Here is a 25,115-nt window from a genome sequence, read left to right on the forward strand (position 1 = left end):
GCACGGACACATCCATTCAACGAAGGACTGTCCGTTTCGTCCCATTCTAGGGGCGCCGCTGCGCGCGCACATGTGGAAGCGATTGCGGATACCCCCACCACGCGGGGCGCCGGGCAGGCACCGACCGGTCGCAGCACCCGCTTCCATCCGCACCTGGTCGCTGCGGCCATCGGCGCCAGCGGCCTCACCCTCGCTGGCCGCAGCGACTACTACCCCACCAAACATCGCTCGCTGATCGAGGCGGGATCGAACTGGCACATGCTGAATGCCGCCGACCTGCCCGAGACACCGGTCCGCGACGGCGGTTTCACCGTCGAGGCGGTATCGATGAATCGCCGCATCAAACGGGCACTCGCCGCACGGATCTATCCCACGGCACCGACCACGGCGGGCGCCCGTATCCGGCGGGCCGGACGAATCCTGTGGAGCGGGGCCTGACCAGGCTGAACTGTCCGAAGGCTTGCGGACTCAGATTGATTCCTGAGGGCACGAAGGATCTGTGGTCCATCGACGACGAGTACCCGGGTCATGCCGGCCGGGTGTCCGCACCTGCCAGCTCGACGATCATGGTGAGTCCGCCGCCGGGGGTGTCGGTGGCGGAAATGCTGCCGCCCATCGCCTCGACGAACCCCCGCACGACCGACAGGCCGAGCCCTACCCCGGTGGTGGTGTCCCGGTCGCCGGATCGTTGGAACGGCGCGAACATCCGTTCCGCTTGTCCTCGCGGTATTCCCGGCCCGGTGTCGGCCACGGTGATCAGGGTCCGCTCGCCCACCGCCCCGGCGCCCACACGAACCAGGGAGTCTCCGCCGTAGCGGAGGGCGTTGTCGACGAGGTTCGCGATCACCCGCTCGAGCAGGCCCGGGTCGGCCATGGCGGCAACCGCACCGACGTCCACCTGTACACCTTCGCGGACTCGGGTTCCGGTCCGCCCGCCGATGCCCAGTCCCACCAGTGCCTCGTGGACGACCTCGTCGAGGTACACCGGCCGCAGGGTGGGCGTCACCACTCCGGCCGCGAGCCGGGAGGAATCGAGCAGGTTGCCCACCAGCGCGGTCAGCGCATCGGCCGATTCCTCGATGGTGGCCAGCAGTTCGGCGGTGTCTTCCGGGGAGAAGTCGACGTCGTCGCTGCGCAGGCTGGACGCCGCCGCCTTGACGGCGGCCAGTGGTGTGCGCAGGTCGTGACTGACCGCGGACAGCAGGGATCGCCTCAGTCGGTCGGCCTCCGCGAGGGTCCGCGCTTCGCCGGCTTCCTGGGCGAGTGCGCTCTGCCGAATCAGTCCCACCGCCTGGTTCGCCACCGCGAGCAGTACTCTCCGGTCCCGCGCGTGCACCTCGGGGCCGCGCAGGGCGAGTGCGTACTCGCCCTCGGTCACTGCACACACGGTGTCCGCGTCGTCGGTCCTCGTCGCCGGATTCGGCCCCACCGAGCTGATCAGGCCATCGTCCTGCGAGAGCATGCTCACCGAATCCTGACCGTAGGTCTCGCGGACCTTCTCGAGCAGTGCTGCCAGGTCCGCGCCGCGGAGCACCGACCCGGCGAACAGTGCCAGCAGTTCCGCTTCCTGCGATGCCCTGCGGGCCTCCCGCGTGCGCTGGGCGGCCGAATCGACCAGCACCGCAACAGCGACGGCCACCACCAGCAGCACCACCGTGATGATGAAGTTGTCCGGCTCGGCGATCGTGAAGCTGTGCACCGGTGGGGTGAAGAAGTAGTTGAGGAGCAGGCCCGAGACGAGGGCGGACAGGGCCGCGGGGGCGACCCCGCCGAGCAAGGACACGACGAGGACGACGATGAAGAACAAGGCGCCTTCGCCGCCGATCCCGAACCAGCGGTCCACCAGACTCATCACGACGGCCGCGGCACCGGGGACGAGCACGGCCGCGAGCCACGCCGTCACCGTCCGCGCCCGCGACCCGACCGGCGGCACCCGCCGCGGGCGGCCGGCCTCCTCGTGCGTCACCAAATGCACGTCGATGGACCCGGATTGCTGCACGACGCGCACACCGACTCCCTCGTCGACGATCCGCGCCCACCGCGATCGCCGCGACGTCCCGAGCACCAACTGGGTGGCGTTGGCCGCCCGGGCGAAGTCGAGCAGCGTCGCCGGTACGTCGTCCCCGACCACGCTGTGCACACTCGCCCCGAGGCTCGCGGCGAGGGCCCGCACCTTCCCCATTTCCGGTGCGGACACCCCGGCCCGGCCGTCACCGCGCACCACGTGCACCACGATCAGCTCGGCACTCGACCGCGACGCGATGCGGCTCGCCCGCCGCACCAACGTTTCCGATTCGGGTCCACCCGTCACCGCGACCACCACCCGTTCGCGGGCTTCCCACGTGTCGGTGATCCGGTTCGCCGCCCGGTATTTCGCCAGGGCGGCATCTACCTGGTCGGCCACCCACAGCAGGGCGAGCTCCCGCAGTGCGGTGAGGTTGCCCTGCCGGAAGTAATTACCCAGCGCCGCGTCGACCTTGTCGGGGGTGTAGATGTTTCCGTGGGATAGTCTGCGCCGCAACGCTTCCGGGGTGATGTCCACCAGCTCGACCTGCGCCGCCGCGCGCACGATCTCGTCGGGGACGGTCTCCGGCTGGGTCACGCCCGTGATGTGGTGGACCACATCGCTCAGGCTCTCGAGGTGCTGGATGTTGAGCGTGGTGAGGACATCGATTCCGGTGGCGAGGAGTTGCTCGACGTCCTGCCAGCGGTTGTCGTTGGCGCTGCCCGGTGTGTTGGTGTGGGCGAGTTCGTCCACCAGCACCAGGGCGGGGCGCCGGGCCAGCACCGCGTCCACGTCGAGTTCGGCGCCCCGCGTCCCGCGGTAGTCGATGATCTTGGGGGCGATCACCTCGAGGTCGCCGAGCTGGGCTGTGGTGTGCTCGCGGCCGTAGGTTTCCACCACGGCCACCACGACGTCGCAGCCTCGTTCGCGGCGGCGGTGCGCCTCACCGAGCATCGCGTACGTCTTGCCGACGCCCGGGGCCGCGCCGAGATAGATGCGGAGTTCTCCGCGCCCGGTCTCTCCGGCCGTGTGCTCACCGTCGCGGTTGTCGCTGCTCACCTGGTCATCATCCACCAGTGGGTGACGTCTTCACCCACGCCGCGTTGGGCATGCTCGTGTGGGAGGCGATGCTCTCATCGGGGCGGGCCGAACCACCGAGGTGCAGTCGTCCACCGATCTCGAGGTTCTCGCTAGTCGGTGATGCTGTTGGCATCGAAGTCAGTTCCCGTCGGAATCATCGGGCTCGTACAACGATGCCCACACCCAGAACGAGGACAGCAGGTCCGCCGTTCGCCGGCCGCGGTCGGTCAGACGATACGTGGTGGCGTGCCTTACGGCGGTATCCCAGCTGCCGGTGTGATCGCTGGCCACCAGCCCGTGTGCGGCCAGGATCCGCAGGGGCGCCATGAGGGTGCGTCGCCTCAACTCGAGGTTCGCGCCGAGGGAGGCAACCGTCTGTGATCCCTGTGAGAGGGCATCGAGCACCTCCACCGTGAACTGGTGGTCAACTATCGCGCGCAGATCTGATCGGGAGTACCGACCTCTGCATTCGGCGGAACCTGCGTAGACGTCCGGATCACGCATACCGCGGACGATACGACCGCGCCGACGGGATCGGGGAGCGGCGTTGACGGCTTCCGTACGCTACGGGGCGGATTCTTTACGCGATCCCTACGCGGTGACACCGCCACCGGTGCCTGCACGAATCTAGGCTGAATCGTTGTGGCATCAACAACATCGTTGCTCAAGCGGGTCGTTCTGGGGCGCCCGCAGCGCAGTGACCGGCTCGGGCACACCCTGCTCCCGAAACGGATTGCGCTGCCCGTCTTCGCCAGCGATCCGCTGTCCTCGGTGGCGTATGCGACGCAGGAAATCCTGTTGATCCTGACCCTCGGCGGGCTGACCTACCTGTACATGGCGCCGTGGATCGCCGGCGCGGTCGTGGTACTGCTCGCCGTGGTCGTGCTGTCCTACCGGCAGGTGGTGCGCGCCTATCCCAGCGGCGGCGGATCCTACGAAGTGGTCTCCGAGAACCTGGGCGCCCTGGCCGGGCTGGTCGTCGCGGCCGCGTTGCTGGTCGACTACGTCATGACCGTCGCGGTGTCCGTCGCGGCAGGGGTGGACAACATCATCTCCGCGATCCCCGATCTCAATGCGCACCGGGTTGCCCTCTGTATCGGGTTCATCGTGCTGCTCACGGCGATGAATCTGCGCGGCATCCGCGAATCGGGCCGCGCGTTCGCCGCCCCGACCTACGCGTTCGTCGCCGGGGTGATGGTGATGATCGCGATCGGGCTCGTGCGCGCGCTGCTCGGTGATCCGCCGCAGGCGGAAAGCGCGAACTACCAGATCCACGCCGAACAGGTCGGCCTCAACACTCTGGCGGTGGCGTTTCTGGTGCTTCGCGCGTTCTCCTCCGGGTGTACCGCGCTGACCGGTGTCGAAGCCATTTCCAATGGTGTGCCCGCGTTTCGTAAGCCCAAGGCCCTCAACGCCGCCCGGACGATGGCGGCGATGGGGGCCATCTCGATCACCATGTTCACCGGGGTGACCGCGCTGGCCCTGATCGCGCACACCCGGGTGACCGAGAACACCTGCGATCTGATCGGCTTCGCCGGCGACTGTACGACGGATCCGCAGCGCACCGTGATCGCCCAGATCGCCGCCGCGGTGTTCGGTAACGACAGCATCATGTTCTTCTACATGCAGGCGACCACCGCGCTGATCCTGATCCTGGCCGCGAACACCGCCTACAACGGGTTCCCGCTGTTGAGTTCGATCCTCGCGCAACACCGGTACCTGCCCCGCCAGCTGCACACTCGCGGCGACCGGCTGGCGTACTCGAACGGCATCATCTTGCTGGCGGTGGTCGCCGGCACCCTGATCTACGCGTTCGACGGATCGGCGACCCGCCTGATTCAGCTCTACATCGTGGGGGTGTTCACCTCGTTCACGTTGTGTCAGGCCGGGATGGTGCGGCACTGGAACCGCGTGCTCACCGACTCAGTGGCACCCGCGGATCGTCGCCGGATCCACCGCGCGCGCGGGATCAACGCGTTCGGTGCCTCGTTCACCGGCATCGTCCTCGTGGTCGTCATGGTCACCAAGTTCACCCACGGCGCCTACCTGGTCGTCATCGCCATCCCCGTCCTGTGCCTGCTCATGCACGGAATCCATCGCCACTACGCGGCCGTGCGGGCCGAACTCGAGGCCGACGAGGACGAGGACACCCTGCCGAGCCGGGTCCACGCCATCGTGCTGGTCTCCGGTTGGCACAAGGCCACCAATCGGGCGATCATGTTCGCCCGCGCGACCCGGCCGGACACGATCGTCGCCCTGACCGTGAACGTGGACGACTCCGATACCCGTCTGCTGCACAAGGAGTGGGACGACCACAACGCGAGCATCCCGCTCACCGTGATCGAGTCCCCCTACCGCGAAATCACCCGGCCCGTCGTCGACTACGTCAAACGCATCCGCCGCACCAGCCCCCGGGACGTGGTCAGTGTCTACATTCCCGAGTACGTCGTCGGGCGGTGGTGGGAAAACCTGCTGCACAACCAGAGTTCGCTGCGTCTGAAGGGTCGGCTGCTGTTCGAGCCGGGGGTGATGGTGACCAGTGTGCCCTGGCAACTGCACTCGACCGGGCACCGTGACCTCACCCGTCCCGAGCACAGCCCGGGAGAGATCCGTCGGGGCATTACCGGCGCGGACACCAGCTGATGGCGGCCCCATCCCGGCCGTTTCGTTCGTCGTCGCGGTGGGCGCGCCGGTGAAGGATTCCGCGCACCTCATCCCGGCCCGCTCCCGCGGTCCTGGCGTCAGGATTGCGGCGCGACGCCGGTGCCGAACCCTCCTGCAGGCGTGGGATGTTCCGCACAGTCTCGACCACTTCGAGACGACCCTCGGGTCGACCATGGTCGTCTCCACCGGCAAGGCCACGGGACGGCCTCCGGTGGTGGTACTGGCCGGGGCCGGGCTCAGCGCCGCGACCGTCCTCGCCGCCGTCGGCGCAGTGGCGAGAACGCACCGAGTGTTCGTGCCGGACCTACCCGGTGAACCCGGCCTGAGCACCGCCAGGCGGCCGCGCCGGCGCCGGCTTCACGCCTACGGGCGATGGCTCGACGAAATGCTCCCGCAACTCACCGACGAACCGGTGATCCTCGCCGGGCATTCGCTGGGTGCCGGGATCGCGCTCGCCTGCACTCCGAGCGAGCGGATCACCGGCCTCGTCCTGCTCAACCCCGCCGGCATCGTCCCGGTGAAGCGGTCGTTCGAGCTGACGAAACTTCGTGCCGCATCCCTGCTGCATATGCATACCCCGCGGACCAACAGCGACCGCATCCTGACATATCTGAGTGCACCCCGGTTCATGCCCGATGACAATGTGATCGACTGGTTCAGCATGGCAACGCAGTACCGGTTTCTCGGCACCCTGCCGCGGCCCCTGCCCGCCCGAGACCTCCGCCGGTGGGCGCGGGGTGTCCCAATCATCGTCGCCACCGGCGAGCAGGACACGCTCTTTCCGCCGGGCCGTCTACGCGGCCCGGTCCGTGCGCTGCTCGCGGCGGATGTGCAGGTACTGCCGCGCTGCGGCCACCTGACCCTGCGCGAATTTCCCGGGGCACTGACGCGGTTGGTCGAGTCGGATGTCGGGTGACGCCCACTCAGGTGGCGGTGATGTCACGGCGGCGGAAGGCCGCGAGCCCCCCGGCGACCGCTGTCGCGGCGACCAGCAGAAGAGCAATCACCGGCGTGGCGGTGAAAGATTCCAACGGCATCTGCGGAATGTGGCCCAGCGGTGAGAGATCGCCGAGCCAGTCCGGTAGTTGCAGGATGGGGCCGAAGGTGCCGATCAGGTACCCGAACACCGGCAGAATCCACACCGCACCGAACGCCCTCGGCGCCAGACCGAACAGCAGCGCGGCGACCGCGGCCACGACCAGAACCGCCGGGGTGTGCGCGAGGTAGGCGAGCTTGAGTGTCACGACGTACCCGGGGTCCCCGGTCACCAACGCCGCGCCGAGACCGGTGGCGGCGCCGGAGAGGCCGAGCAGCACGATCGAGCTGGCCGCGGCGGCGGCCACACCCGATCCCATCCACCCTGCCCGGCTGGTTTTCGTGGCCAACACCGGGTCGGCGCGCCCGGCCTGTTCCTCGCTGTGCAGGCGGCGGACGGACACGATCGCGAAGCAGGAGACGAGGAAGGCCATCGTGAAGCCCATCAGACCGAGGTAGCCGTCGACGAGGTTGCCGGTGGCGCCGCCCATGATCACCAGAATGTCGTCGGGCAGGTCCCCGAACGCGTCGGCGATCGATTCGGTGAACGCACCGTAGAACAGCCCGGCCACACTCAGTCCCACCGCCCAGCCGATGATGGCGCCGCGCTGCAGCCGCAACGCCATGGTGAACGGATGCGACAGTGCCGCAGACGCTTCCGCAGCCCCGAGCCGCGGCGCCACCAGGCCGGCGCCGACGTCCCGGCGGCCGACGAGCACGTAGGCGCCGACCAACGCGGCACCGGCGAACCCGATCGACAGGGTCAGTGGCCACCAGCGGGGGTCGACGAAGACCCGGGTTTGCTGCGACCACGCGATCGGGGACAGCCAGGACAGGGCACTGCCGTGCTCGGCCGTCAGGTCCCCGATCCCGCGGATCAGGAAGGCGGCCCCGAGGACCGCGGCGGCCAGCCCGGTGGCGGCCCGCGCGTGTTCGGTCACCTGACACATCAGGGCCGTGATCGCGGCGAACACCAGGCCGAGGGCGGCAAACCCGGTCAGGAGCAGCAGGGAGCCGGCGGTGTCGAACCCGGTGCCGGCCAGGGCCAGGGTTCCGGCCACGACCAGGGCGGTGTTCGCGACGAGTGCGGTGAGCATCGCCGCGGTCAGCGGCGCGTTTCGGCCGACCACCCCGGCGAGGATCAGTTCGGTGCGCCCGCCCTCCTCCTCGAGGCGGGTGTGGCGCACGGTCAGCAGGATGTTCATCAATGCCGCGGCGACCATCAGGTACAGGGCGTACTGATTGGCGAGGAACGCCTCCAGGGTGGGGTTGTCCATGCCGTAGCCGGGGCCGGACATCATGATCGCGGCGGGACTGTTGGCGAAGGACGCGACGTTGGCGATGTCCTGCTCGGTGGGGTACGCCAGCTTCAGCGCGTTGCCGAAGTACATCGTCATCACCGCGATGCCGAGCACCCAGGCGGGCAGCTTGATCCGGTCCCGCCGCAGGTTCAGCCGCAGCAGGGCCGGGGTGGCGCGCTGTGCCCTCATCGCGCACCCCCCACCGGATCGCTCTCGCGGGAATCACCGTAGTGGCGCAGGAACAGTTCCTCGAGTGAGGGCGGTGCGCTCTCGAGGCTGCGGACCCCGTACTCGGCGAGAGCCCGGATCACCTCGTCGAGGTGGGCGTTGTCCACCTCGAAGACGGTGCGGCCCCGTTCGATCCGCAGCTCGTGTACGCCGGGCAGCTGGGCGAGCGGGGCGGCGTCCCGGTCGGTGGCGGCGGTGATCGTCGAGCGGGTCAGGTGCCGCAGCTGCTCGAGGGTTCCGGTTTCCACGGCTCGGCCGTCCCGGATGATGGTGACGGTGTCGCAGAGCTTTTCGACCTCGGCGAGGATGTGACTGGACAGCAGGACGGATCGGCCTTGCTGTTTCACCTCGTCGATGCACCGCTGGAACACCTGCTCCATCAGCGGGTCCAGCCCCGACGTCGGCTCGTCGAGGATGAGCAGTTCCACATCGGTGGCCAACCCGGCGATCAGGGCGACCTTCTGCCGGTTGCCCTTGGAGTAGGTGCGGCATTTCTTGCGGGGGTCGAGTTCGAAGCGGTCGATGAGTTCGGTGCGCCGGGCGGGGTCGACGTTGCCGCGCAGCCGGCACAGCAGGTCGATGACCTCGCCGCCGGTCAGGGTCGGCCACAGGCTGACGTCCCCGGGCACGTAGGCCAGCCGCTGATGGAGCTCGACCGTGTCGCGCCACGGGTCCAGTCCGAGGACGCTCGCTCTTCCGGCGTCGGCGCGCAGCAGCCCGAGCAGCACTCGGATGGTGGTGGTCTTGCCGGCGCCGTTGGGTCCGAGGAAGCCGGCGACCTCTCCGCGGCCGACGGTCAGGTCGAGTTCGTCGAGGGCGGTGACGGTTCCGAAGGTTTTCGTGAGGTTCTCGACCTCGATGACAGTGTTCATGGAGGTTCCTGATGTGGGGAGGATCTGCTGTTGTCAGGGTTGGGCGGCGGCGCTATCGCCGTCGTCTGTCCTGGCAGGCGGATCCGTCACATACATCAGGTAGTCGTCGAGCATCTGCCGATCGGTGAGCAATCCTTGGGTGTAGAGCTCGAGGCCGGGCCCGGTGGTGGCGTCCGCGATGGCCTGGAAGAAGCCGGTGAAGTCGCCGTCGCGCAGCATCTGCGGGCGCAGCGACATCTCCAGCAGCACCGTTCCCACGCTCATACCGGTGAGAAACCTCGCCCGCGCGTACGGGTCCCGGGACGGGGTGATCACACCGCTGCGTACGCCCTCTTCGAGGTAGCCGGCCGCGTCGTCGACCAGGTGATCGAAAAACGCCGCGGCGGCCTCCCCGCCGGCCTGCAAGGTGCGGGCCACATACATCGCCAGCGGCGCGAAGTGGTCGGTCTGCCCGAGCTGCGCCAGCCACGGCCCGGTCTCACCGGTGCCCAGCACCGCGCGCTTGGACTCCCGGATCTCCGCGAGCACCCACTCGTCGCACGCGCGGCGCAGCCCCGCCTTGGTCCCGAAGTGATACAGGATCAACCCGCCGCTGATCTGGGCATCCTCGGCCACCGTGCGGAGGCTGACCCCGAACCCGTCGCGGCTGAACCGGAGTATGGCCGCGTCGCGGATCCGCGCCGCCGCCGTCAGATCACCGTCACGGGCCGCGGCACGCGGCCCCCGAGAACGCTCGTTTGAACGCATACTCAGTATCCTAAACACGCGATCAGTACGGGCACAAGGGCCGGACCGGCCCTCCGGTCAGGACTCGTGGTTCGAACGTCGGTCGATCGTGAGAGTCGGCCGTCGATGAAATGGTGACCCGTGCCGCTCCGGAGGAGTCGCACCCGCGAGACGTACCGTGCAGCCGCGCACGGCGTCGGCGACGTCCGGGTCTACCCTCCTGTTCGTGACTTCACGCACCGGTGCGTCGCCGGCTTCCGCGCTGCGGCGTGCCGCGGGACGGGTGGCGCTGACCCCGGTGCGGGTGGTGGCCCTGGGTTTCGCGACGGCGATCGTCGTCGGCACCGGGCTACTGCTCCTGCCGGCGGCGACCCAGCCGGGCACGGACACCGGTGTCATCGACGCGCTGTTCACGGCGACGTCGGCGATGTGCCTGACCGGGCTGATCGTGGTCGACACCCCCGCCCACTGGTCGGGGTTCGGTCAGGGTGTCATCCTGGGTCTGATCCAGGTCGGCGGGTTTGGGATCATGACGATGGCCTCGCTGGTCGGGTTGATGCTCGCGAACCGGATCGGGCTGCGGGCCCGGCTCAACGCCGCCGCCGAGGTGCGGGCGTCCGGGCTCGGGGACGTGCGCAGCGTCGTCGTCGGTGTGGTCCGGGTCAGCATCCTCATCGAGGTCGTCACCGCGCTCTGCCTGACGGTAAGGTTCGCGTTCGGTTACGACGAGCCGCCCGGCCGGGCCCTGTGGCTGGGGGTGTTCCATGCGATCTCGGCGTTCAACAACGCCGGCTTCGCGCTCTACAGCGACAACATCGTCGGATTCGCCGACGACCCGTGGATCTGCCTTCCGTTGCTGGCCGCGGTGATCCTCGGCGGCATCGGGTTCCCGGTGCTCTTCGAGGTGGGGCGGCGGGTCCGCGGCACCACCTCCGGCCGGTGGAGCCTGCACACCCGGCTCACCGTGGCGGTCACCGCGGTGCTGCTGGTGGCCGGTCCGGTGCTGGTGCTGGCACTCGAGTGGGGCTCCACCCTGCGCGACCACGATCTCGGATCGAAGCTCCTGGTGGCCGCGTTCCAGGGCATCATGCCCCGCACCGCCGGCTTCAACAGCGTCGACTACGCCCAGATGGATCCGGCGACCCTGCTGGTGACGGACGTGCTGATGTTCATCGGCGGCGGCAGCGGCGGCACCGCCGGCGGCATCAAGGTCACCACCTTCGCGCTACTGCTGTTCGCGATCGTCGCCGAGGTGCGCGGTGACCGCGCGGTGGTCATCTTCGACCGCCGGATCGCCCCGCGGGTGCAGCGCCAAGCCCTGTCGGTCGCGCTCATCGGCGTCGCCCTGGTGATGGTCCCCACGATCGTCCTGCTCGCGGGCACCGACTTCGACCTGAACGTGCTGCTGTTCGAGGTCACCTCCGCGTTCGCAACCGTCGGACTGTCCACCGGCATCACCGCGCAAGTACCCGCCTGGGGCCAGCTGATCCTGGTCGCGCTGATGTACTTGGGCCGCATCGGGTCCATCACCCTGGTCAGCGCCCTCGCCGCCCGGAACCGTGACCGCCGCTACGAACTCCCCGAAGAAAGGCCCTTCATTGGCTAGGAAACCATCCTCCGATGTCGTCGTCGTGCTGGGGCTGGGCCGATTCGGCAAGTCCCTCGCCCTCGAACTGATGGAGCAGGGCACCGAAGTGCTCGGCATCGACTCGAACGAGGCTGTGGTCCAGAAGGTCTCGCACCGCCTCACCCACGCCGCCGTCGCCGACACCACCGACGAGGAATCGCTGCGCCAGCTGTCGGTGCACGACTACGACCGGGCCGTCGTCGGGATCGGCTCCGACCTCGAGGCCAGCCTGCTCACCGCGTCGGCGTTGATCAACATGTCGGTACCGAATGTGTGGGCCAAGGCCATCAGCAACGCGCACGCGAGAATTCTCCGCCAGATCGGTGTCACGCACGTCGTGCGGCCCGAGCACGACATGGGCAAGCGGGTGGCGCACCTGGTGCGCGGCCGGATGATGGACTACATCGAATTCGACGACGGCTTCGCCATGGTCAAGACCACCCCACCCGCCACCGTGGTAGGGAAACGGCTGGGCGAGACCACCGTCCGCTCCACGTACGGGGTCACCGTCGTCGCGATCAAACGACCCGGCGAGGGTTTCACCTACGCCACCGCCGACACCGTCATCGCCCCGGGTGACACGATCATCGTCTCCGGCCAGGTCCGTGACACCGAACGATTCAGCGAACTGACCTGACCGACCAGGTACGCGGGCATCGACCCAGGTCAGGTACACCGGGCGTCACGTCGCCCGCAATTGTCCTCGGCGCGAAGATACAGAATCTCGCCTGACATCGGTACGAGCAGGCTTGGCCGCCGGCAGAGGGACGGATCGGGACGGTAGTGGGTAGGGAAGGTAGGTGGGTAGGGAACCCGCAGCCGATTGCCTACGTCCGGTGTGCTGACCTGATAGGGCTGGATGCGTTCCGCCGATTCCGGAGGATGATCCCACCCCGGCTGCGCCGTCGACGCGTAGGCTGCGGCCCGAGATCGGCAACGAGAACGAGGTGATCGAGACGATGCGCGGTGCGCTGCGGGCACGATTCCAGCGATCGGATGTGCTCACCGAACGCCCCGACTTCGCACTGGTCGGAATCGTGCGGGTGCCGCAGATGCAGGACAGCCCCGGGCGGGCCATCACCCGGCGGATCGGGTACGCACTGACGGCGCTGGCTTTGGTGGTACTCGTGGTGTACCTCGATCGCGACGGATACTCCGATACCCAGGAAGACGGGCTGTCGCTGCTCGATTGCATCTATTACGCGACGGTGTCGCTGTCGACGACCGGGTACGGCGACATCACCCCCATCACCGCGCAGGCGCGGCTGGTCAACATCCTGGTCATCACACCGCTGCGGATCTTCTTCCTCATCGTCCTGGTCGGTACCACCCTGTCCGCGCTGACCGAGACCTCCCGGCAGTCGTTCAAGATCCAACGCTGGCGGCGCCGCGCACGCAATCACACCGTGGTCGCCGGTTACGGCACCAAGGGACGCACCGCGGTCGACGCAATGCTCGGAGACGGTGTCGCCCCGACCGACATCGTGGTAGTCGACACCGATCCCGTGGTACTCGAGACCGCCGTCCGACAGGGACTGGTCACGGTGCAGGGTTCGGCGACGAAATCCGATGTGCTGCGCCTCGCGGGTGCGCAGCACGCCTCGTCGATCATCGTCGCAACCAACCGGGACGATACCGCGGTACTGGTGACACTCACCGCCCGTGAGCTGGCACCGAAGGCGAAGATCGTCGCCGCGATCCGGGAATCGGAGAACACCCACCTGATGCGGCAGTCCGGCGCCGACTCCGTGGTCATTTCCTCGGAAACCGCGGGCCGGTTACTCGGTATCGCAATCTCCACCCCCACAGTGGTGGAGATGATCGAGGACCTCCTCACCCCGGAATCAGGACTGGCGATCGCCGAACGCACGGTCGAACGGGAAGAGATCGGTGGTTCGCCGCGGCACCTGTCCGACCTCGTGCTCGCGGTGGTGCGCGACGACAGGCTACTGCGCGCCGGCACCACCGAGGTCGACGTCATCGAGGCCGGCGACAAGCTGCTCTACATCCGGCGGGCGACGGACTGACGGGGTACAACACACCGATGCGCAACATGTGGTGGCAGGCTCGGTCGGGTCGCCCCAGCCGCCGGATTCGAGGTCGGCGTCGACCGCATTCTGCAGGCGATCCCCACCGAAGTCGCCGCGCCGCGCTGCTCTTCGGCGCGGAGTGCGGGCCGACCGAAGTGCCCCTACCAACCCGGTTGCGGTGATGCCCGTGGTCGCGGCTGCGCAGCCCCGGGTACGGCCAACGCAGGCCCGCCCGGGCAGATGCGGCCTGTTACCGGCGAGCATGATCGGGGAACCCTAGACGTGCGGGGGCATCTCGAGGAACTGACAGGTGTCGACGCGGGTGCCGCCGGTATGGGAAGGGAAGTCTCGTCATGGACGGTGATCTACTCGTCACGGTCCTGCTCCTCGGCGTCTTCGTCGGGGCAGCCCTGGTGCTCCGCTACCTCAACAACCACCCCGCGCCGCGGTAGGACGATGCCGCCGAAGTGAACGACGCCGGGACCGGGCATCTGCGTGCCTCCGGCGACGCCGCGAATAGCTCGCTGCGTCGATTCGAAGACCGACCGCAGGTAGGCGGGAACCGCCGTCCGGGTGTTGCCGTCACCTGCGTACCCGTACGCCCGCCCGCTGCCATCCGTCTTGAGGATGGACGCTGTGGCTGCCGCCGACCCACCAGCCTGCGCGTGCAGGACGACAGGTCCGGACGGTGCTTCGGGGCGAGGCGTCCGTGAGGTCGCAATGGCAGTGCATCCGAGCGCCGTGGTCACCGGGGGTTGTTTCCCGGCTGTTTCGGCTACGGGGTCAGAGTCAGTCGCTGCCAGGCGATCAGGGTGAGGGCGATGAAGACGACCGGGACGGGCAGGACCAGGAGCAGCTGCATTCCGGTGACCAGGCCGGCGCCGGAGCCGCCGCTGATCGCCCACAGGCCGGGTGCGGAGAACGGGAACCACCCCCCGGCGCCGGACATGACCGCCATCTGCGCGAGCACGACGAGGCCGATGATGGTGCCGATCGCCGGCAGATATCCCCGGCCGAGGGTCGCAGCCCAGGCGCAGGGGACGGCGAGCAGGGCGGTCAGCACGGCGATGCCCAGGAACTTGCCGACCAGACGAAGCACGCCGACATCGAGCGCGCCGACATCGAACAGTGTTCCCACTGTGAGCAGGGACGCGGCCAGGGCGAGTGTGGTGGCCACCGCCCAGCCGAGCAGGATCGACAGCTTCGCCGCGGCGATGGCGATGCGTGAGACGGGTGAGGCACAGAGCCCCACGATCGTGCCGTCGGAGAATTCGCGGCCGAAGACCCAGCCGATCACCACACCGAATCCCAGCAGGCCACCGACCGAGACAATGGTGTCGGCGGCAGCGAACAAGCCCTCCCAGCCGCCGGCACCGACGATCGACTGCGCCTTGGCCACCATCACCGGGTTACTGCCCTCGCGCGAGAGCAGCGTCAACAGGCCCATGGCCGCGACACCGACCACGAGGAAGACGGTGGTGACCCAGACGGGGCGGGCCCGCCGAAACTTCACCCACTCCACCGACAGGGCCGCCCCCAATTGGGCCGATCGAGTCATGGTCTGGCCTGACTGTCCGCGTAGATCAGGTCGAAGAACTGCCGTTCCAGGTCGATGCCGGTCGGGTCGAGCATGCCGATCAGCCGGCCGCCGTTCATGACGGTGATCCGGTCCGCGACCCGCGCCACTTCGTCGAGATGGTGGCTCGAGACGAGGGCGGCGGCGCCCGTCTCGCGGCTGCGCTTCAGCAGTGTGCGCACGATCATGATCCCGGCCGGGTCCAAGGCGTTCGTGGGCTCGTCCAAGATCAGAATGCGGGGATCGGCGATCCAGGCGGCGGCGAGCCCCACCCGCTGGCGGTTGCCGAGGGAGAGCGTGCGGGCTCTGGACCGCGCCCACCCTGTCAGGGCGAACTCCTCGGCCCACCGGGTCGCCGCCCTCGCCGCCGCCGGCCGGGACAATCCCGCCAGCCGACCCGCAATCGAAAGGTTCTGCGTCACAGTCAATTCGGGGTACGCCAGCGGAACCTCCACGAGATGACCCACCCCCGCCCAGTGCCGCGCCTCCATCACGGACGGGTCGCAACCCGCGACCCGGACCGCGCCCGTGTCGGCCCGCACCATACCCAGCAGCAGGCGCATCAACGTGGTCTTGCCGGCGCCGTTCAAACCGACGAGAGCGTGGACCTCACCCTCGCGGACCTCGAGGGTGATGTCCTGCAGCACGCGGCGGGTCCCATAGCGTTTACCGGCGTGAGCACAGCGGAGCAAGATGTCGTCGTCGGCCACAGCCATCACCTCGCCGCGCTCGGCCCGCCGGCCATCCCGGCGCCGGGCACCAACTGATTCAGGGCGACGGCGATCCGGTCGCCGAGCGTTCCCCGGCCATTGGCCGCCCAATCCGTCAGCGCCGCCATCAGCGCACCCATGCAGGCGCCGGCGGCGACCTCAGCCTCGAGCGGCTGCGCCCCGGACGCCCGTAACCCCTCGGCGATCGCCTCCTGGGTGGCGAGAGTGTTTTCCCACATCCGGGCCCGCAGCCGCGGATGGGACGTCACGATCTGCAGTCGCGTGCGAAGGTCCCCCAGGCCGGCCTCGGGAACCGTGGACCACGCCTCGGCGAGCCCACTACACGCCCGCCCGAGCGGACTGCGGTCGCAGGGTTGGCGGGCGACGGCCGCGCCGATGACCGGGTCATACGGATCCTCAAGGAGCACTGCATCCTTCGAGGGAAAATGGCGGAAGAACGTCATATGGGAGATACCGGCGGCCGCGGAAATCTGGTCGACGGTGGTGGCGTCATAGCCATGTTCGACGAACAGCTGCACGGCGGCCGATTGGATTCGGGCCCGGGTACGTTCGGACTTGGACACCCCATAATGTTAGTCACTAACATTATGGGGTTCAAGCCTCCGCGATGGGTGCGGTGGCGTGCCATCGACGACAATCGAAATGTGCGGCTATCGAATCTGGTGAGCGTCGAGCACGCTCAAGCGGCGGATTAGGAGCTTGGGCTTCGAGTCGAGAGCTCGGTAGTGGAGTGGGCGAAGCGAGAGACGACCTCGATCGCGGGCTGGGCCGTGCAATGTCTGGCTCTGCGATTTCCTGTGCTCATGCCAGCACAGGATCGTCGTCATCTTGTCGGAATCTTCGGATTCGATGGTCTCGCCGTTGGCAGGATCCTGCCACGGGCCAGGGGCCAGGGGCCGCGGTGAGAGCGAGGGCACGGCCGCCCCCTCCGCATAGCGACTTCCGAGCTGCCTGATACCTGAGGAAAGATTTCCGGCCTTTGGGTAAGCCGCCGGCGACGTATCCGATCATGGGGCGGTTCACACGCGGCGGCTTGTGCGAAAGCGGATCCCCTTGCGGTGTCTCATGAGGCCAGCTCCCACTAACGACCATTTCTGGGGCACCTCTTCTCCGAGCACCGGCTCTCCTTTCTCGCTGCGACCGCGCGGAGTAGAACGGGAAGATGGGAAGGCAGGCAGCCGTCGTGCTCTACGTGCTCGCGCTGGTAGCCGGGCGTGGACGTCCTGTTCTTCAGGCACCACTTCTGGGAGCGGCTGCTGGTGAATGTCGGCATCGTCCTGGTGTTCGCGGCGTTCTATTTGAGGTTCCTGAAGGGTTCATGAGCGCAGCCGCCGCAATTACAACCCGAAGTCGCGCACATCTATCCAGGGCAGATAGACCGGTGCACCGTTAGCCCCATTGGGCCAGGCCGAACGCGGCTATAGCCCCGGCTCCCTCATCGTTACGCTCGCCGTCGCGGCGATCTGGTCGGTCTTCCAATAATGCGTGACGTCCTCGACGGGGGTCGCGAACGCGAGCGGTTCGCCTGACTGCGCCCTACTAGGATCTCTTGAAGAGAGAGTTCTTCATCGAGGAAGCCGGCACGACCTCGAGCCGCTGTAGCTCAGCACCCGCACCGGTGACGTCACCGTCAGCTTGGTCGAGTATTTGCAGGCCTTTCTCGACTGCGCGCCAGTCCGCTGACAGATCGAAATATCCCAGGAGATCAACGACCTCGGCGACCCACCGTTTCGCGCCGCGTCGGTCACGTCGCAGCTGGGCGTAGTAGGTCACCATGGCGTCGCTCACCGACTTCTTGCGCTGCCCCCACTTCTCGCCCTTCCGGGCCGCCTCACTGGCCAGTTGCCACAGCTGTGCAACGTCGACGTGCCGATCCAGCACCGGTTCCCTCACACCTGGCACAGTAGCGATCCAACAGGACAGGTGATAGCGACCCTGCATGTAGCCGATCGGCAAGCGCTTGGCGCGCCCGATGCGGCAGTCGGAGCAAGATCGAATCGAACCCGGCAAATATCGGCGGCTTGTACACCGAAACCGGACGGGTTAGTCATGTCTTATGACCGAGAATCCGGGAACCCGCGCGGGTTTGCAGGTGGGTGACCGTGTCAAGGTGCACGCCGAAGGCACATCGGTGTTCGTCATCGTGAGCGTCGAGGGTGAGGACGCGCTGATCGAGTCCGTCGACGAGACGGCGCCGGGCCGCTTCCCGTTCCACTGCAAACTGTCGCGGCTCGTGCCCGCTGAGTCGTAGCCGCGTTCTCTGCTCACGGTCCTGGACGGCTCGGCGGCGGATCTGCACGGTGGGGTTGGGGCAGCGCTGCGGATTTCGGGGGCCGGCCAGGTCGGCAACCAGGGCGCGCCCGGGATCACTATCCCGGGCGCCCGCTCTGTCCTCGATTCCGCGGCAGACAGAGGCTCTCTACCGCCCCTCGGCCGGCCCCCGGCACTGCGATCCGATGTCATCACCCGTGGTGAAAACTGCACTCCGTAGCGGGTGCTTGAGCAGCAGGTACTTGGCCATCATGTTCTCCTCTGGTGCGGTACGGCCCATTCTGGCCGTTTCACTCGGGGGGACGAAGCCGCGCGCGGGTTCTCGACATTCCCACAGCGACATGTCCTGGCCATCTTCTCTGTCGGATCTTGTCTCGACGCTTCCCATCCCGGTCGCCGCTGCAGCGATCGAAGTCTCACCGCAGAGAGCGGAGGTGTCAGACGAATTCGCGGTTGGGCGAGTTCCTCGAAGAGGTTCGGCCATCCGCGTCGTAGGCGGGTGATGCGACCGTATTCGAGGAAGGCGCCGTCGATCATGTGGGAGACCCGTAGGTGTTGTTCGGTGTGCCGAGTTGGCGGAGTTTGTCGTAGACGGGGTTCACCGGTAGCTGGTGGTGGGCGATGTAGGCCCAGATCTCGTCGACGCTCCAGTCCCATATGGGCCCGAAGACATGTGTTCCGTCAATCTCGCAGGGTGTGGCGGTCGCATGACTGCTTAGAGCAAGGTGACCTTGTCGGACGTCTTGATTGTTCCGACCGCGTGTCCCGGGTCTGCGGTTACGGCGTTCCGTGCTCGCTCGGGGTGGTTGCTGCCGTGCCTGTTCGGTGGGTGGTGAGGAAGTTGTCGACGAGTCGGGCGCAGTCGTCGTGGTCGATGGTGCGCAGCCCGGTGAGGCGGGCGAAGACGATCGGGCCGAGGAGTTGGATGAGGGCGAAGGTGGTGTCGAGCTCGCCGAGCACGGCGCGGGCGTCGGGGCTGGTGAGGATGTGGTCGAAGGGTTGGCGGTATTGCTCGATGACGCGGGCGCGTAGTGAGGTGACCGCGGCCGGATCGGGGTGGCGGCGGTCGGGGTCGGTGTGGTCGTCGCCGAGGGATCCCATGGCCAGCCAGGCCAGGGTGGTCATCTGTACCGGGGCCTGCTCGATGAGGTCGGCCTGGGTGGTGAGCAGCGCGATGAGCCGCTCGCGCACGGGTCCGGTGCCGGTGGGGGTGTCGACGCGGGGGAGTAGCCGTTCGAAGGTCGCCGCGAGCAGGTGGGTGGTGCTGCCGAAGTGCCGGTAGAGGGTGGCGCGCGCGACCTTCGACACGCGGGTGACCGCCTCGACGGTGACCGCCTCGACACCGCCGGTGGACAGCAGATGGGTGGCCGCGTCGAGCAACCGGTTGCGTGAGCGTGCCAGCCGCGGATCGGCCTGCTCGTCGGCCGCGGTGAGTGGGTCGGTCGCGGCGGGGTCCGGGGCGGTCATGGACGCGCGCTCCTCCGATTCGTGTCGTTCAGCCCTGGGTGTATGTGTGGACTCTATCCCACGCCCCGACCACTATGATACGAATGGTCTCGTACCGAGATCATTGGTCTTTAAGTCGGGAGGTGTCCGGTGAACACACCCGGAACGGACACTGTCGAGATCGCCCGGTGGACCAGGGCCCAGTGGTGGATGCTGACGGTGTCGTGCCTGGCGGTGGCGCTGGTGGTCGCGGCCATGGCGGCGTTGTATTCGGCGTTGCCGCAGATCGCGGTCGCGACCGGGGCGACGCAAGCCCAGCTGACCTGGATCGTCGACGGCTACACGCTGGTGCTGGCGTGTCTGGTGCTGCCCGCCGGAGCCATCGGTGACCGTTACGGGCGCCGCGGTGTGCTGGTGGCGGAGCTGGCGGTCCTCGCTCCCGGCCCCACCACCCGCCGCTCGCGCGCACCACGTCCGCAGGCCTTCACCCCGTCCCCCTGAGAGTGCATCTGGCAAACTCCGGTTCCGGTCACGCCGTGCGGGCGAGTCGGCGCCCGACCTGCAAGGCCTAAGGAGAGGCCGCGCGCTGACGCTGTGATCCCGATCGTTCGCGGTGGTTCGGTCGCGGGTTCAACTCCCACTCACTCCCGGGACCTTCGAGCCCTTCTGGTGGGGTAGTGCAGGACTACCCGACTCATCCGGTGGCCACCTTTAAACTCGACAGCCCGCGGAAGGACAGCCCGGTACGCCAGCGAGGCTGCTCGACGAGCCCGAGACCGGGAAAACGGGCCACCAGGAGCGGGAACAGTATGGATCCTTCGAGCCGGGCCAGCGGCGCGCCGAGACAGAAGTGGATGCCGGCGCCGAACGACAACGGCGGGACCCCGGTTCGGGTGATGTCGAGCCTATCCGGGTCACAGAATCGGTCCGGGTCTCTGTTGGCCGCCCCGAGCAGGGTCAATACGACCTGACCGGGATGTAGATCGACTCCTGCCAGCCGTGTCGGCTCGAGCACCGTGCGCCCGTTGGTCTGGACGGGGGAGTCGTAACGCAACAATTCTTCGACGGCATTGCTCGCCAAGTCGGGCCTGGCACGCAGTTGGCGCATTTGGTCGGGGTGAGCGAGCAGCGCGGCGACGCCGTTGCCGATGAGGTTTGTGGTGGTTTCGAACCCTGCGGCGAACAACAGAATCGCGGTGCCGACGCATTCGTTGTCATCCAAGACGTCGTCGCCGTGCGCGACGGCGAGTCGGCTGAGTAGGTCATCGGCGGGGCGGGCGCGTTTGACCGCCAACAGGTCAGCGAAATACGTGGCAAGTTGGTCTTCGGCTTCACAGGCGGCGGTCAGAGCCTCAACATTGGCTCCGGGTTCCAGCGAGGCGAGCAGGGCACGCACCAGGGGCGCGGCTACTGCCCGATCGGCCATGGGAACCCCCAGAAGTTCGCCTATCACATTCACAGGCAGCGGGAGCGCCAGATCGGTGATGATGTCGACGAAGACCTGTTCCTCCATGACGTTGAGCAGGTGATGGATCTGTGTGATGACGCGGCTGCGCAACTCGTCAATGTGCCGAGGGGTGAACACGTCGGCGACCAGCCGACGCAGCCGGTGGTGGTCAGGGGGGTTGCGGAACAGCATGGTGCGCCGGAATCGATGCATGGCCCGACGTTGCAACTCTTCGGGGATCTCGGACAAGCCGAAGCCCAGCGACTCGTCGGCCTTGCCGAGGCTGCGGTCGCGGAGCGCCGCCGCGCAGTCGTCGTAGCGACTCAACACCAGCACCCCCGATCGTGTAACCAAGACGGGTCGCGTCTCCCGCAGTCGTCGGAACGCCTCGTAAGGTCCGGCTGCGCCGTGATCGGTGAGCAAGGCGTCCAGGAGCAGTTCCCTCTCGGTCGGTACGGTCATGCCTGCCTCCTAGCATTCGCCTGCGACTGCAGGAAATGTTCGACCTCGACCACGATGAACAGGGCGGTCGCCGTGGCGACCGAGCGACCCTCTATATCCTCGATCCTGGCCGCGAGATTCAATTTCCGGCCATCGCGAGACCGTATATCGGCGTGCAGGGTGTAGGGAGTGGCGAGCAGAACCGGCGCGAGATAGTCGAGGTCGAGCCGGCGCGTCACGGCGAGTTCGCCGACCGTGTAGAGCAGGAAGCCGAACAGGTCGTCGATTACGGTCGCCACCGCGCCGCCGTGTGCTATCCCGGGCGCTCCTACGTGACGCTGGTCGAAAAGGTGGTGAGCAACGACGCCGTCTCCGCAACGCCGTACCGACAGGGCATGCCCGTGCGGGTTCGCCGGCCCGCAACCAAGACAGTTGGGATGGTGGGGCGGCAACTCAGGCGAGCCAGATTCCAGGAGCCGGAACGAGCGCACCCAGTCCTCCATGTCGGGGTCGGACGACCCGCCGACCGCATCCGAAGCCTTGCCCATGGTCAGACCTTCCTGTCGATGAAACCGCGCCCAACACCGGTCTCGAGTGTGACCGTTATGCAAATACCCCTGGCGCACTCCGGGGAGCGCGGTGGCAGCCTGTGGCCCAACTCCACCTTGGCCAGGGCGAGGTGTGCCGTCCACCGGGAGATCACTGCCCCATCTCTCCTGGGCGTCTCCTTCACCGGTGCCGTAGTGCGCGCGATGGTCGTGAGAACTTCCCGCCCCGCGTATCAATTTCTCTGCTCCGTCCTACCCAGATCTGCGGCTGGAGAGGATTCCTAGATTTCGATGACGGCCAGCTCTCCTTCGGCGTGCAGGGAGCGCAGGCGCTTCTTGTCGAACTTGCCGACCGAGGTCTTGGGTACCTCGGAGATGAAGCACCATCGCTCAGGCAGCCACCACTTGGCGACCTTGCCGTCGAGGAAGTCGCGCAGATGAGCAGGTGTGGGCTCGCGACCGTCACGTACGACGATCACCGCGAGGGGACGTTCTTGCCACTTCTCGTCCGGCACCCCGATCACAGATGCCTCGAGCACGTCGGGGTGACCGGCAAGCAGCAGCTCGAGCTCGACCGAGGAGATCCACTCCCCGCCGGACTTGATCACGTCCTTGGTGCGGTCGGTCAGCGTGACGAAACTGCGTTCGTCGATCCGCCCGACGTCGCCGGTGCGCAACCAACCTTCCTGAAACTTCTCACCGTGATGCTCCTCGCCGACGTACGAGCCGGTGATCCAGGGTCCCCGCGCCTGCAGCTCACCGACCGCTTCGCCGTCGTGCGGGAGCTCATTGCCCGCGTCGTCGACGATCCTCAGCTCCACTCCTGCAACCGGACGGCCCTGGGTGGCGCGCAGGCGCCACCGCTCCTGCACGTCGAGCGATGCCGGCGGACGAGCGATGGCGGCCAGCGGCGAGGTTTCGGTCATTCCCCACGCCTGGACGACCTGCACGCCGTACTTTTCCTCGAAGGCCTTCATCAGGTGAACGGGCACTGCGGAGCCACCGCAGGCGACCAGGCTGAGAGAGGAGACGTCGTAGCTGGGGTTAGCCTCCAAGAAGTTCAAGACGTCGTTCCAGATCGTCGGGACCGCGCCTGCGACGGTTGGCTTCTGGGCGTCGATGAGCCGCACCAGCGGCTCGGCCTGTAGAAACCTGTCAGGCATCAGCAGGTCGGTGCCTGCCATGAGGGCGGCATAGACCAGTCCCCAGGCGTTGGCATGGAACATCGGCACGATGGCGAGGATCCGGTCATCGCAGCTGACTCGCAGTCCGTCGGCGGCGCAGGCCGCCATCGAGTGCAGGTAGGTCGACCGGTGGCTATAAGCGACACCTTTGGGGTTGCCGGTGGTGCCGGAGGTGTAACACATGGCGGCTGCTGACTGCTCATCGAGGTCGGGCCAGTCGAACGTCTCGGGCTGAGCGGAGATGAACTCCTCGTAACCCACGACCATGAGCCCGTCACGGTGCAGCGGGGCGAGGTCCACCTCGCCGGTCACGACGACGGTGTGCACGCTGGTGAGCTGCAGCAGCACGGGGGTCAGCAGGGGGACCAGGCTTCCATCGAGAATGACGACCCGGTCCTCGGCGTGGTTGCCGATGTAGACAAGTTGGTCTGAGGTGAGACGTAGGTTGAGGGTGTGCAGCACCGCGCCCATCGAGGGCACCGCACAGTAGGCCTCCACATGCTCCTGGTTGTTCCACATAAAGGTCGCAACACGCTCATCGCCTGTGATCCCGCATCCGCGCAACGCGTTGGCCAACTGGGCGGCCCTCCGTCCGACTTCAGCGAACGTGCCGACCTTCACGCTCCCGTCGGGCTGCAAGGTCCGCACGGTCGCCGAGCCATGCACACTCGAGCCGTGGCGCAGAATCGCCGCAGTTGTCAACGGGACGTTCATCATCGTGCTCTGCATAACATTCCTTCATTCAAGAGTGCCTTCGAACGAACAGCGATCCGGAGATCGATTCGCCGAGCGTCCCGGGGACTAGTGGGCTGTCACCGATCTGCAGCCGTCAGCGAGCTTGAAGCGAACTCCAGGGACTCGACCAGGTCCAACTCGAGTTCTGGCAGCCGGCTAGCCGCCATGGCCACCCCGGCCACGCGAGCTCGCACATCTACGTCGCGCTGGATCCCGGCACGTGCAGTCTCGGTCCATGCCTGCGCACAACGGCTGGCGGCGACAGCGAGGTCTGCGGTGGCGAGGTCACCGGTCAGACGTGCGACATCCGCGCAGCCATCGGCGAGCAACCGGCGGAACAGCCCGCCGCCGGTGCCTGCCTTCTCGATGAAAGCGCTCAGGCTGAACAGGAGGATCTCGAGGTCGCCTACCGGAAGGTCGGCCCAGGTCCGAACGTCGGCCGCCAGCTGCGCGACCGCAGCTAAGCCCTCGGCCCCGGCCGTCGCTGTCGTGAGATCGACGATCCCCGGCTGCGACGGGCGGCGCATGCTGGCCGCGGACTGGCGAAATGCCTCTGCCGCCACTCCTGCCACGTCCGGCAGCGCGCCCGGCCAGGTGATGCGGTACGTGCAGTGGCGCGTCGGTTGTGGGAAGGACGTCGAAGACCGCGCCCGAGCCAGGGCATCGAGCGGGACTTCCTGCACCTCGGCGCGGTCATTGTCTACGACAAAGGCAATCCCCTTGGCCTCGTCGTAGCCGATCACCACGATGTCGTGGCGACTCATCTGTAACTGGACCCGCAGGTACGGCAGCTCGGCGATGTCGCCCCACACCAGGCTGGGTCTGCCTGCGTCGATCTCGTCGAGAACCCACGACCAGCCCTCGCGGGGATCGTCGGTGGTGAGAACGTGGACCTGTCCGCCGAGCCGGCGGGGTAGATCGATTTCGAAGTCGGCGCCTCGTCCTACCAGGTACAGCGGTGGAACGAGGTCGCTCGATGGGAGGTACGCTAGCCCCAGCGCGCCGCCGAGCGCGAACACCAGACCTTCATCGGGCGGTCCGTCCCACCCCAGACCCTGCCAGTGCAGAAGATCCCGCATTGCGCCAGAACCACAGTGCCCCCCCATCTGATGGGGGTAGTCCTTGATCAGGGTCCTGCGGGGCATGTTGCTTCCTCTTCGGGTGGAGG

General features: G+C 67.5%; 22 protein-coding genes and 2 pseudogenes. 8 read left to right on the forward strand and 16 right to left on the reverse strand.

Annotated elements, in window-relative coordinates:
- The first annotated feature begins 72 nt into the window (after positions 1-72).
- Positions 73-438 carry a hypothetical protein gene (locus H0B43_RS38710; protein WP_005562045.1) on the forward strand — a complete coding sequence of 122 codons (366 nt, stop codon included), beginning with the start codon at positions 73-75 and terminating at the stop codon, positions 436-438.
- A gap of 88 nt (positions 439-526) precedes the next feature.
- Here the strand turns inward: H0B43_RS38710 and H0B43_RS38715 are convergent, their stop codons facing one another.
- Together H0B43_RS38715 and H0B43_RS38720 are read right to left on the reverse strand one after the other, a co-directional pair.
- Entirely contained in the window at positions 527-3,064 is a 2,538-nt protein-coding gene (locus tag H0B43_RS38715; RefSeq protein WP_185730781.1) for a sensor histidine kinase KdpD, read from the reverse strand.
- A gap of 159 nt (positions 3,065-3,223) precedes the next feature.
- Positions 3,224-3,589, reverse strand: coding sequence for a winged helix-turn-helix transcriptional regulator (locus H0B43_RS38720; RefSeq protein WP_005566731.1), 366 nt, complete (start codon positions 3,587-3,589; stop codon positions 3,224-3,226).
- Positions 3,590-3,727: 138 nt separating this feature from the next.
- On the opposite strand from H0B43_RS38720, the gene H0B43_RS38725 reads away from it, so the two are divergent.
- Both H0B43_RS38725 and H0B43_RS38730 read left to right on the forward strand, forming a co-directional pair.
- Positions 3,728-5,728 carry an APC family permease gene (locus H0B43_RS38725; RefSeq protein ID WP_185730782.1) on the forward strand — a complete coding sequence of 667 codons (2,001 nt, stop codon included), beginning with the start codon at positions 3,728-3,730 and terminating at the stop codon, positions 5,726-5,728.
- A gap of 49 nt (positions 5,729-5,777) precedes the next feature.
- Positions 5,778-6,665, forward strand: coding sequence for an alpha/beta hydrolase (locus H0B43_RS38730; protein ID WP_312034199.1), 888 nt, complete (start codon positions 5,778-5,780; stop codon positions 6,663-6,665).
- A gap of 7 nt (positions 6,666-6,672) precedes the next feature.
- Here the strand turns inward: H0B43_RS38730 and H0B43_RS38735 are convergent, their stop codons facing one another.
- From H0B43_RS38735 to H0B43_RS38745, 3 genes are read right to left on the reverse strand one after another with little or no spacing between them, the layout of a single operon-like run.
- Complete coding sequence (locus H0B43_RS38735) at positions 6,673-8,274, reverse strand: ABC transporter permease (RefSeq protein WP_185950116.1); 1,602 nt, start codon at positions 8,272-8,274, stop codon at positions 6,673-6,675.
- Positions 8,271-9,185, reverse strand: a complete 915-nt coding sequence (locus H0B43_RS38740; RefSeq protein WP_005564999.1) for an ABC transporter ATP-binding protein — start codon at positions 9,183-9,185, stop codon at positions 8,271-8,273. The genes H0B43_RS38735 and H0B43_RS38740 overlap by 4 nt, the downstream gene beginning before the upstream one ends.
- A gap of 33 nt (positions 9,186-9,218) precedes the next feature.
- The gene (locus H0B43_RS38745) at positions 9,219-9,932 is read right to left on the reverse strand and encodes a TetR/AcrR family transcriptional regulator (protein WP_185723571.1); all 714 of its coding nucleotides are present in this window, start codon (positions 9,930-9,932) and stop codon (positions 9,219-9,221) included.
- Positions 9,933-10,194: 262 nt separating this feature from the next.
- Here H0B43_RS38745 and H0B43_RS38750 point away from each other — a divergent pair, with 262 nt between their 5' ends.
- The 3 genes from H0B43_RS38750 to H0B43_RS38760 all read left to right on the forward strand — a co-directional run bounded on the left by H0B43_RS38750 (position 10,195) and on the right by H0B43_RS38760 (position 13,565).
- Entirely contained in the window at positions 10,195-11,517 is a 1,323-nt protein-coding gene (locus tag H0B43_RS38750) for a TrkH family potassium uptake protein (RefSeq protein ID WP_397517421.1), read from the forward strand.
- Positions 11,510-12,175 (forward strand): TrkA family potassium uptake protein, encoded by a 666-nt coding sequence (locus tag H0B43_RS38755; RefSeq protein WP_043793088.1) that lies wholly within the window; start codon positions 11,510-11,512, stop codon positions 12,173-12,175. Before H0B43_RS38750 ends, H0B43_RS38755 begins: the two co-directional genes overlap by 8 nt.
- Before the next feature lie 322 nt (positions 12,176-12,497).
- Positions 12,498-13,565, forward strand: coding sequence for a TrkA family potassium uptake protein (locus tag H0B43_RS38760; protein ID WP_005572286.1), 1,068 nt, complete (start codon positions 12,498-12,500; stop codon positions 13,563-13,565).
- A 368-nt stretch (positions 13,566-13,933) separates the two neighbouring features.
- Here H0B43_RS38760 and H0B43_RS38765 read toward each other — a convergent pair whose 3' ends face one another.
- The 5 genes from H0B43_RS38765 to H0B43_RS38785 all read right to left on the reverse strand — a co-directional run bounded on the left by H0B43_RS38765 (position 13,934) and on the right by H0B43_RS38785 (position 17,768).
- Positions 13,934-14,317, reverse strand: a complete 384-nt coding sequence (locus H0B43_RS38765) for a hypothetical protein (protein ID WP_005572287.1) — start codon at positions 14,315-14,317, stop codon at positions 13,934-13,936.
- A 26-nt stretch (positions 14,318-14,343) separates the two neighbouring features.
- Complete coding sequence (locus tag H0B43_RS38770; protein WP_185723573.1) at positions 14,344-15,126, reverse strand: ABC transporter permease; 783 nt, start codon at positions 15,124-15,126, stop codon at positions 14,344-14,346.
- On the reverse strand, positions 15,123-15,854 hold the full coding sequence (locus H0B43_RS38775; protein ID WP_312033599.1) for an ABC transporter ATP-binding protein: 732 nt from the start codon (positions 15,852-15,854) through the stop codon (positions 15,123-15,125). Before H0B43_RS38775 ends, H0B43_RS38770 begins: the two co-directional genes overlap by 4 nt.
- 5 nt (positions 15,855-15,859) lie before the next feature.
- A complete protein-coding gene (locus tag H0B43_RS38780) occupies positions 15,860-16,438 on the reverse strand; it encodes a TetR/AcrR family transcriptional regulator (protein WP_185723574.1) in 579 nt (192 codons plus the stop codon).
- A 976-nt stretch (positions 16,439-17,414) separates the two neighbouring features.
- Positions 17,415-17,768: a hypothetical protein gene (locus H0B43_RS38785; RefSeq protein ID WP_005573336.1), complete on the reverse strand. Its 354-nt coding sequence runs from the start codon at positions 17,766-17,768 to the stop codon at positions 17,415-17,417.
- 163 nt (positions 17,769-17,931) lie between these two features.
- Here H0B43_RS38785 and H0B43_RS38790 point away from each other — a divergent pair, with 163 nt between their 5' ends.
- Positions 17,932-18,126: a hypothetical protein gene (locus H0B43_RS38790; protein WP_005573335.1), complete on the forward strand. Its 195-nt coding sequence runs from the start codon at positions 17,932-17,934 to the stop codon at positions 18,124-18,126.
- Positions 18,127-18,587: 461 nt separating this feature from the next.
- On the opposite strand, the pseudogene H0B43_RS41075 reads toward H0B43_RS38790, so the two are convergent.
- Both H0B43_RS41075 and H0B43_RS38795 read right to left on the reverse strand, forming a co-directional pair.
- Positions 18,588-18,898, reverse strand: a pseudogene (locus tag H0B43_RS41075) (phosphoadenosine phosphosulfate reductase family protein); the annotation flags it as partial.
- Positions 18,899-18,923: 25 nt separating this feature from the next.
- On the reverse strand, positions 18,924-19,613 hold the full coding sequence (locus H0B43_RS38795) for a TetR/AcrR family transcriptional regulator (protein WP_005570696.1): 690 nt from the start codon (positions 19,611-19,613) through the stop codon (positions 18,924-18,926).
- Positions 19,614-19,742: 129 nt separating this feature from the next.
- Between H0B43_RS38795 and H0B43_RS38800 the strand changes: the two are divergent.
- Positions 19,743-20,030 (forward strand): annotated as a pseudogene (locus tag H0B43_RS38800) (MFS transporter); the annotation flags it as partial.
- A 256-nt stretch (positions 20,031-20,286) separates the two neighbouring features.
- Here the strand turns inward: H0B43_RS38800 and H0B43_RS38805 are convergent.
- From H0B43_RS38805 to H0B43_RS38820, 4 genes are all read right to left on the reverse strand, one after another.
- On the reverse strand, positions 20,287-21,501 hold the full coding sequence (locus tag H0B43_RS38805) for a cytochrome P450 (protein WP_005560923.1): 1,215 nt from the start codon (positions 21,499-21,501) through the stop codon (positions 20,287-20,289).
- Positions 21,498-22,028 carry a PaaI family thioesterase gene (locus tag H0B43_RS38810; protein ID WP_005560922.1) on the reverse strand — a complete coding sequence of 177 codons (531 nt, stop codon included), beginning with the start codon at positions 22,026-22,028 and terminating at the stop codon, positions 21,498-21,500. Before H0B43_RS38810 ends, H0B43_RS38805 begins: the two co-directional genes overlap by 4 nt.
- A gap of 281 nt (positions 22,029-22,309) precedes the next feature.
- A complete protein-coding gene (locus H0B43_RS38815; RefSeq protein WP_005560921.1) occupies positions 22,310-23,941 on the reverse strand; it encodes a long-chain fatty acid--CoA ligase in 1,632 nt (543 codons plus the stop codon).
- 83 nt (positions 23,942-24,024) lie between these two features.
- Positions 24,025-25,092 (reverse strand): BtrH N-terminal domain-containing protein, encoded by a 1,068-nt coding sequence (locus H0B43_RS38820; RefSeq protein ID WP_005560920.1) that lies wholly within the window; start codon positions 25,090-25,092, stop codon positions 24,025-24,027.
- Between the last annotated feature and the right edge of the window lie 23 nt (positions 25,093-25,115).

It is taken from the genome of Rhodococcus sp. 4CII (genome assembly GCF_014256275.1).
GTDB lineage: Bacteria > Actinomycetota > Actinomycetes > Mycobacteriales > Mycobacteriaceae > Rhodococcus_F > Rhodococcus_F wratislaviensis_A.

Excerpts from the sequence above, each read along its gene's own strand:
- H0B43_RS38795 (WP_005570696.1), bottom strand. The coding sequence starts at position 19,613 with ATGACCGCCCCGGACCCCGCCGCGACCGACCCACTCACCGCGGCCGAC.
- H0B43_RS38820 (WP_005560920.1), bottom strand. The coding sequence starts at position 25,092 with ATGCCCCGCAGGACCCTGATCAAGGACTACCCCCATCAGATGGGGGGG.
- H0B43_RS38815 (WP_005560921.1), bottom strand. The coding sequence starts at position 23,941 with ATGCAGAGCACGATGATGAACGTCCCGTTGACAACTGCGGCGATTCTG.
- H0B43_RS38745 (WP_185723571.1), bottom strand. The coding sequence starts at position 9,932 with ATGCGTTCAAACGAGCGTTCTCGGGGGCCGCGTGCCGCGGCCCGTGAC.
- H0B43_RS38810 (WP_005560922.1), bottom strand. The coding sequence starts at position 22,028 with ATGGGCAAGGCTTCGGATGCGGTCGGCGGGTCGTCCGACCCCGACATG.
- H0B43_RS38720 (WP_005566731.1), bottom strand. The coding sequence starts at position 3,589 with ATGCGTGATCCGGACGTCTACGCAGGTTCCGCCGAATGCAGAGGTCGG.
- H0B43_RS38805 (WP_005560923.1), bottom strand. The coding sequence starts at position 21,501 with ATGACCGTACCGACCGAGAGGGAACTGCTCCTGGACGCCTTGCTCACC.
- H0B43_RS38735 (WP_185950116.1), bottom strand. The coding sequence starts at position 8,274 with ATGAGGGCACAGCGCGCCACCCCGGCCCTGCTGCGGCTGAACCTGCGG.
- H0B43_RS38760 (WP_005572286.1), top strand. The coding sequence starts at position 12,498 with ATGCGCGGTGCGCTGCGGGCACGATTCCAGCGATCGGATGTGCTCACC.
- H0B43_RS38770 (WP_185723573.1), bottom strand. The coding sequence starts at position 15,126 with ATGACTCGATCGGCCCAATTGGGGGCGGCCCTGTCGGTGGAGTGGGTG.
- H0B43_RS38790 (WP_005573335.1), top strand. The coding sequence starts at position 17,932 with ATGACCGAGAATCCGGGAACCCGCGCGGGTTTGCAGGTGGGTGACCGT.
- H0B43_RS38740 (WP_005564999.1), bottom strand. The coding sequence starts at position 9,185 with ATGAACACTGTCATCGAGGTCGAGAACCTCACGAAAACCTTCGGAACC.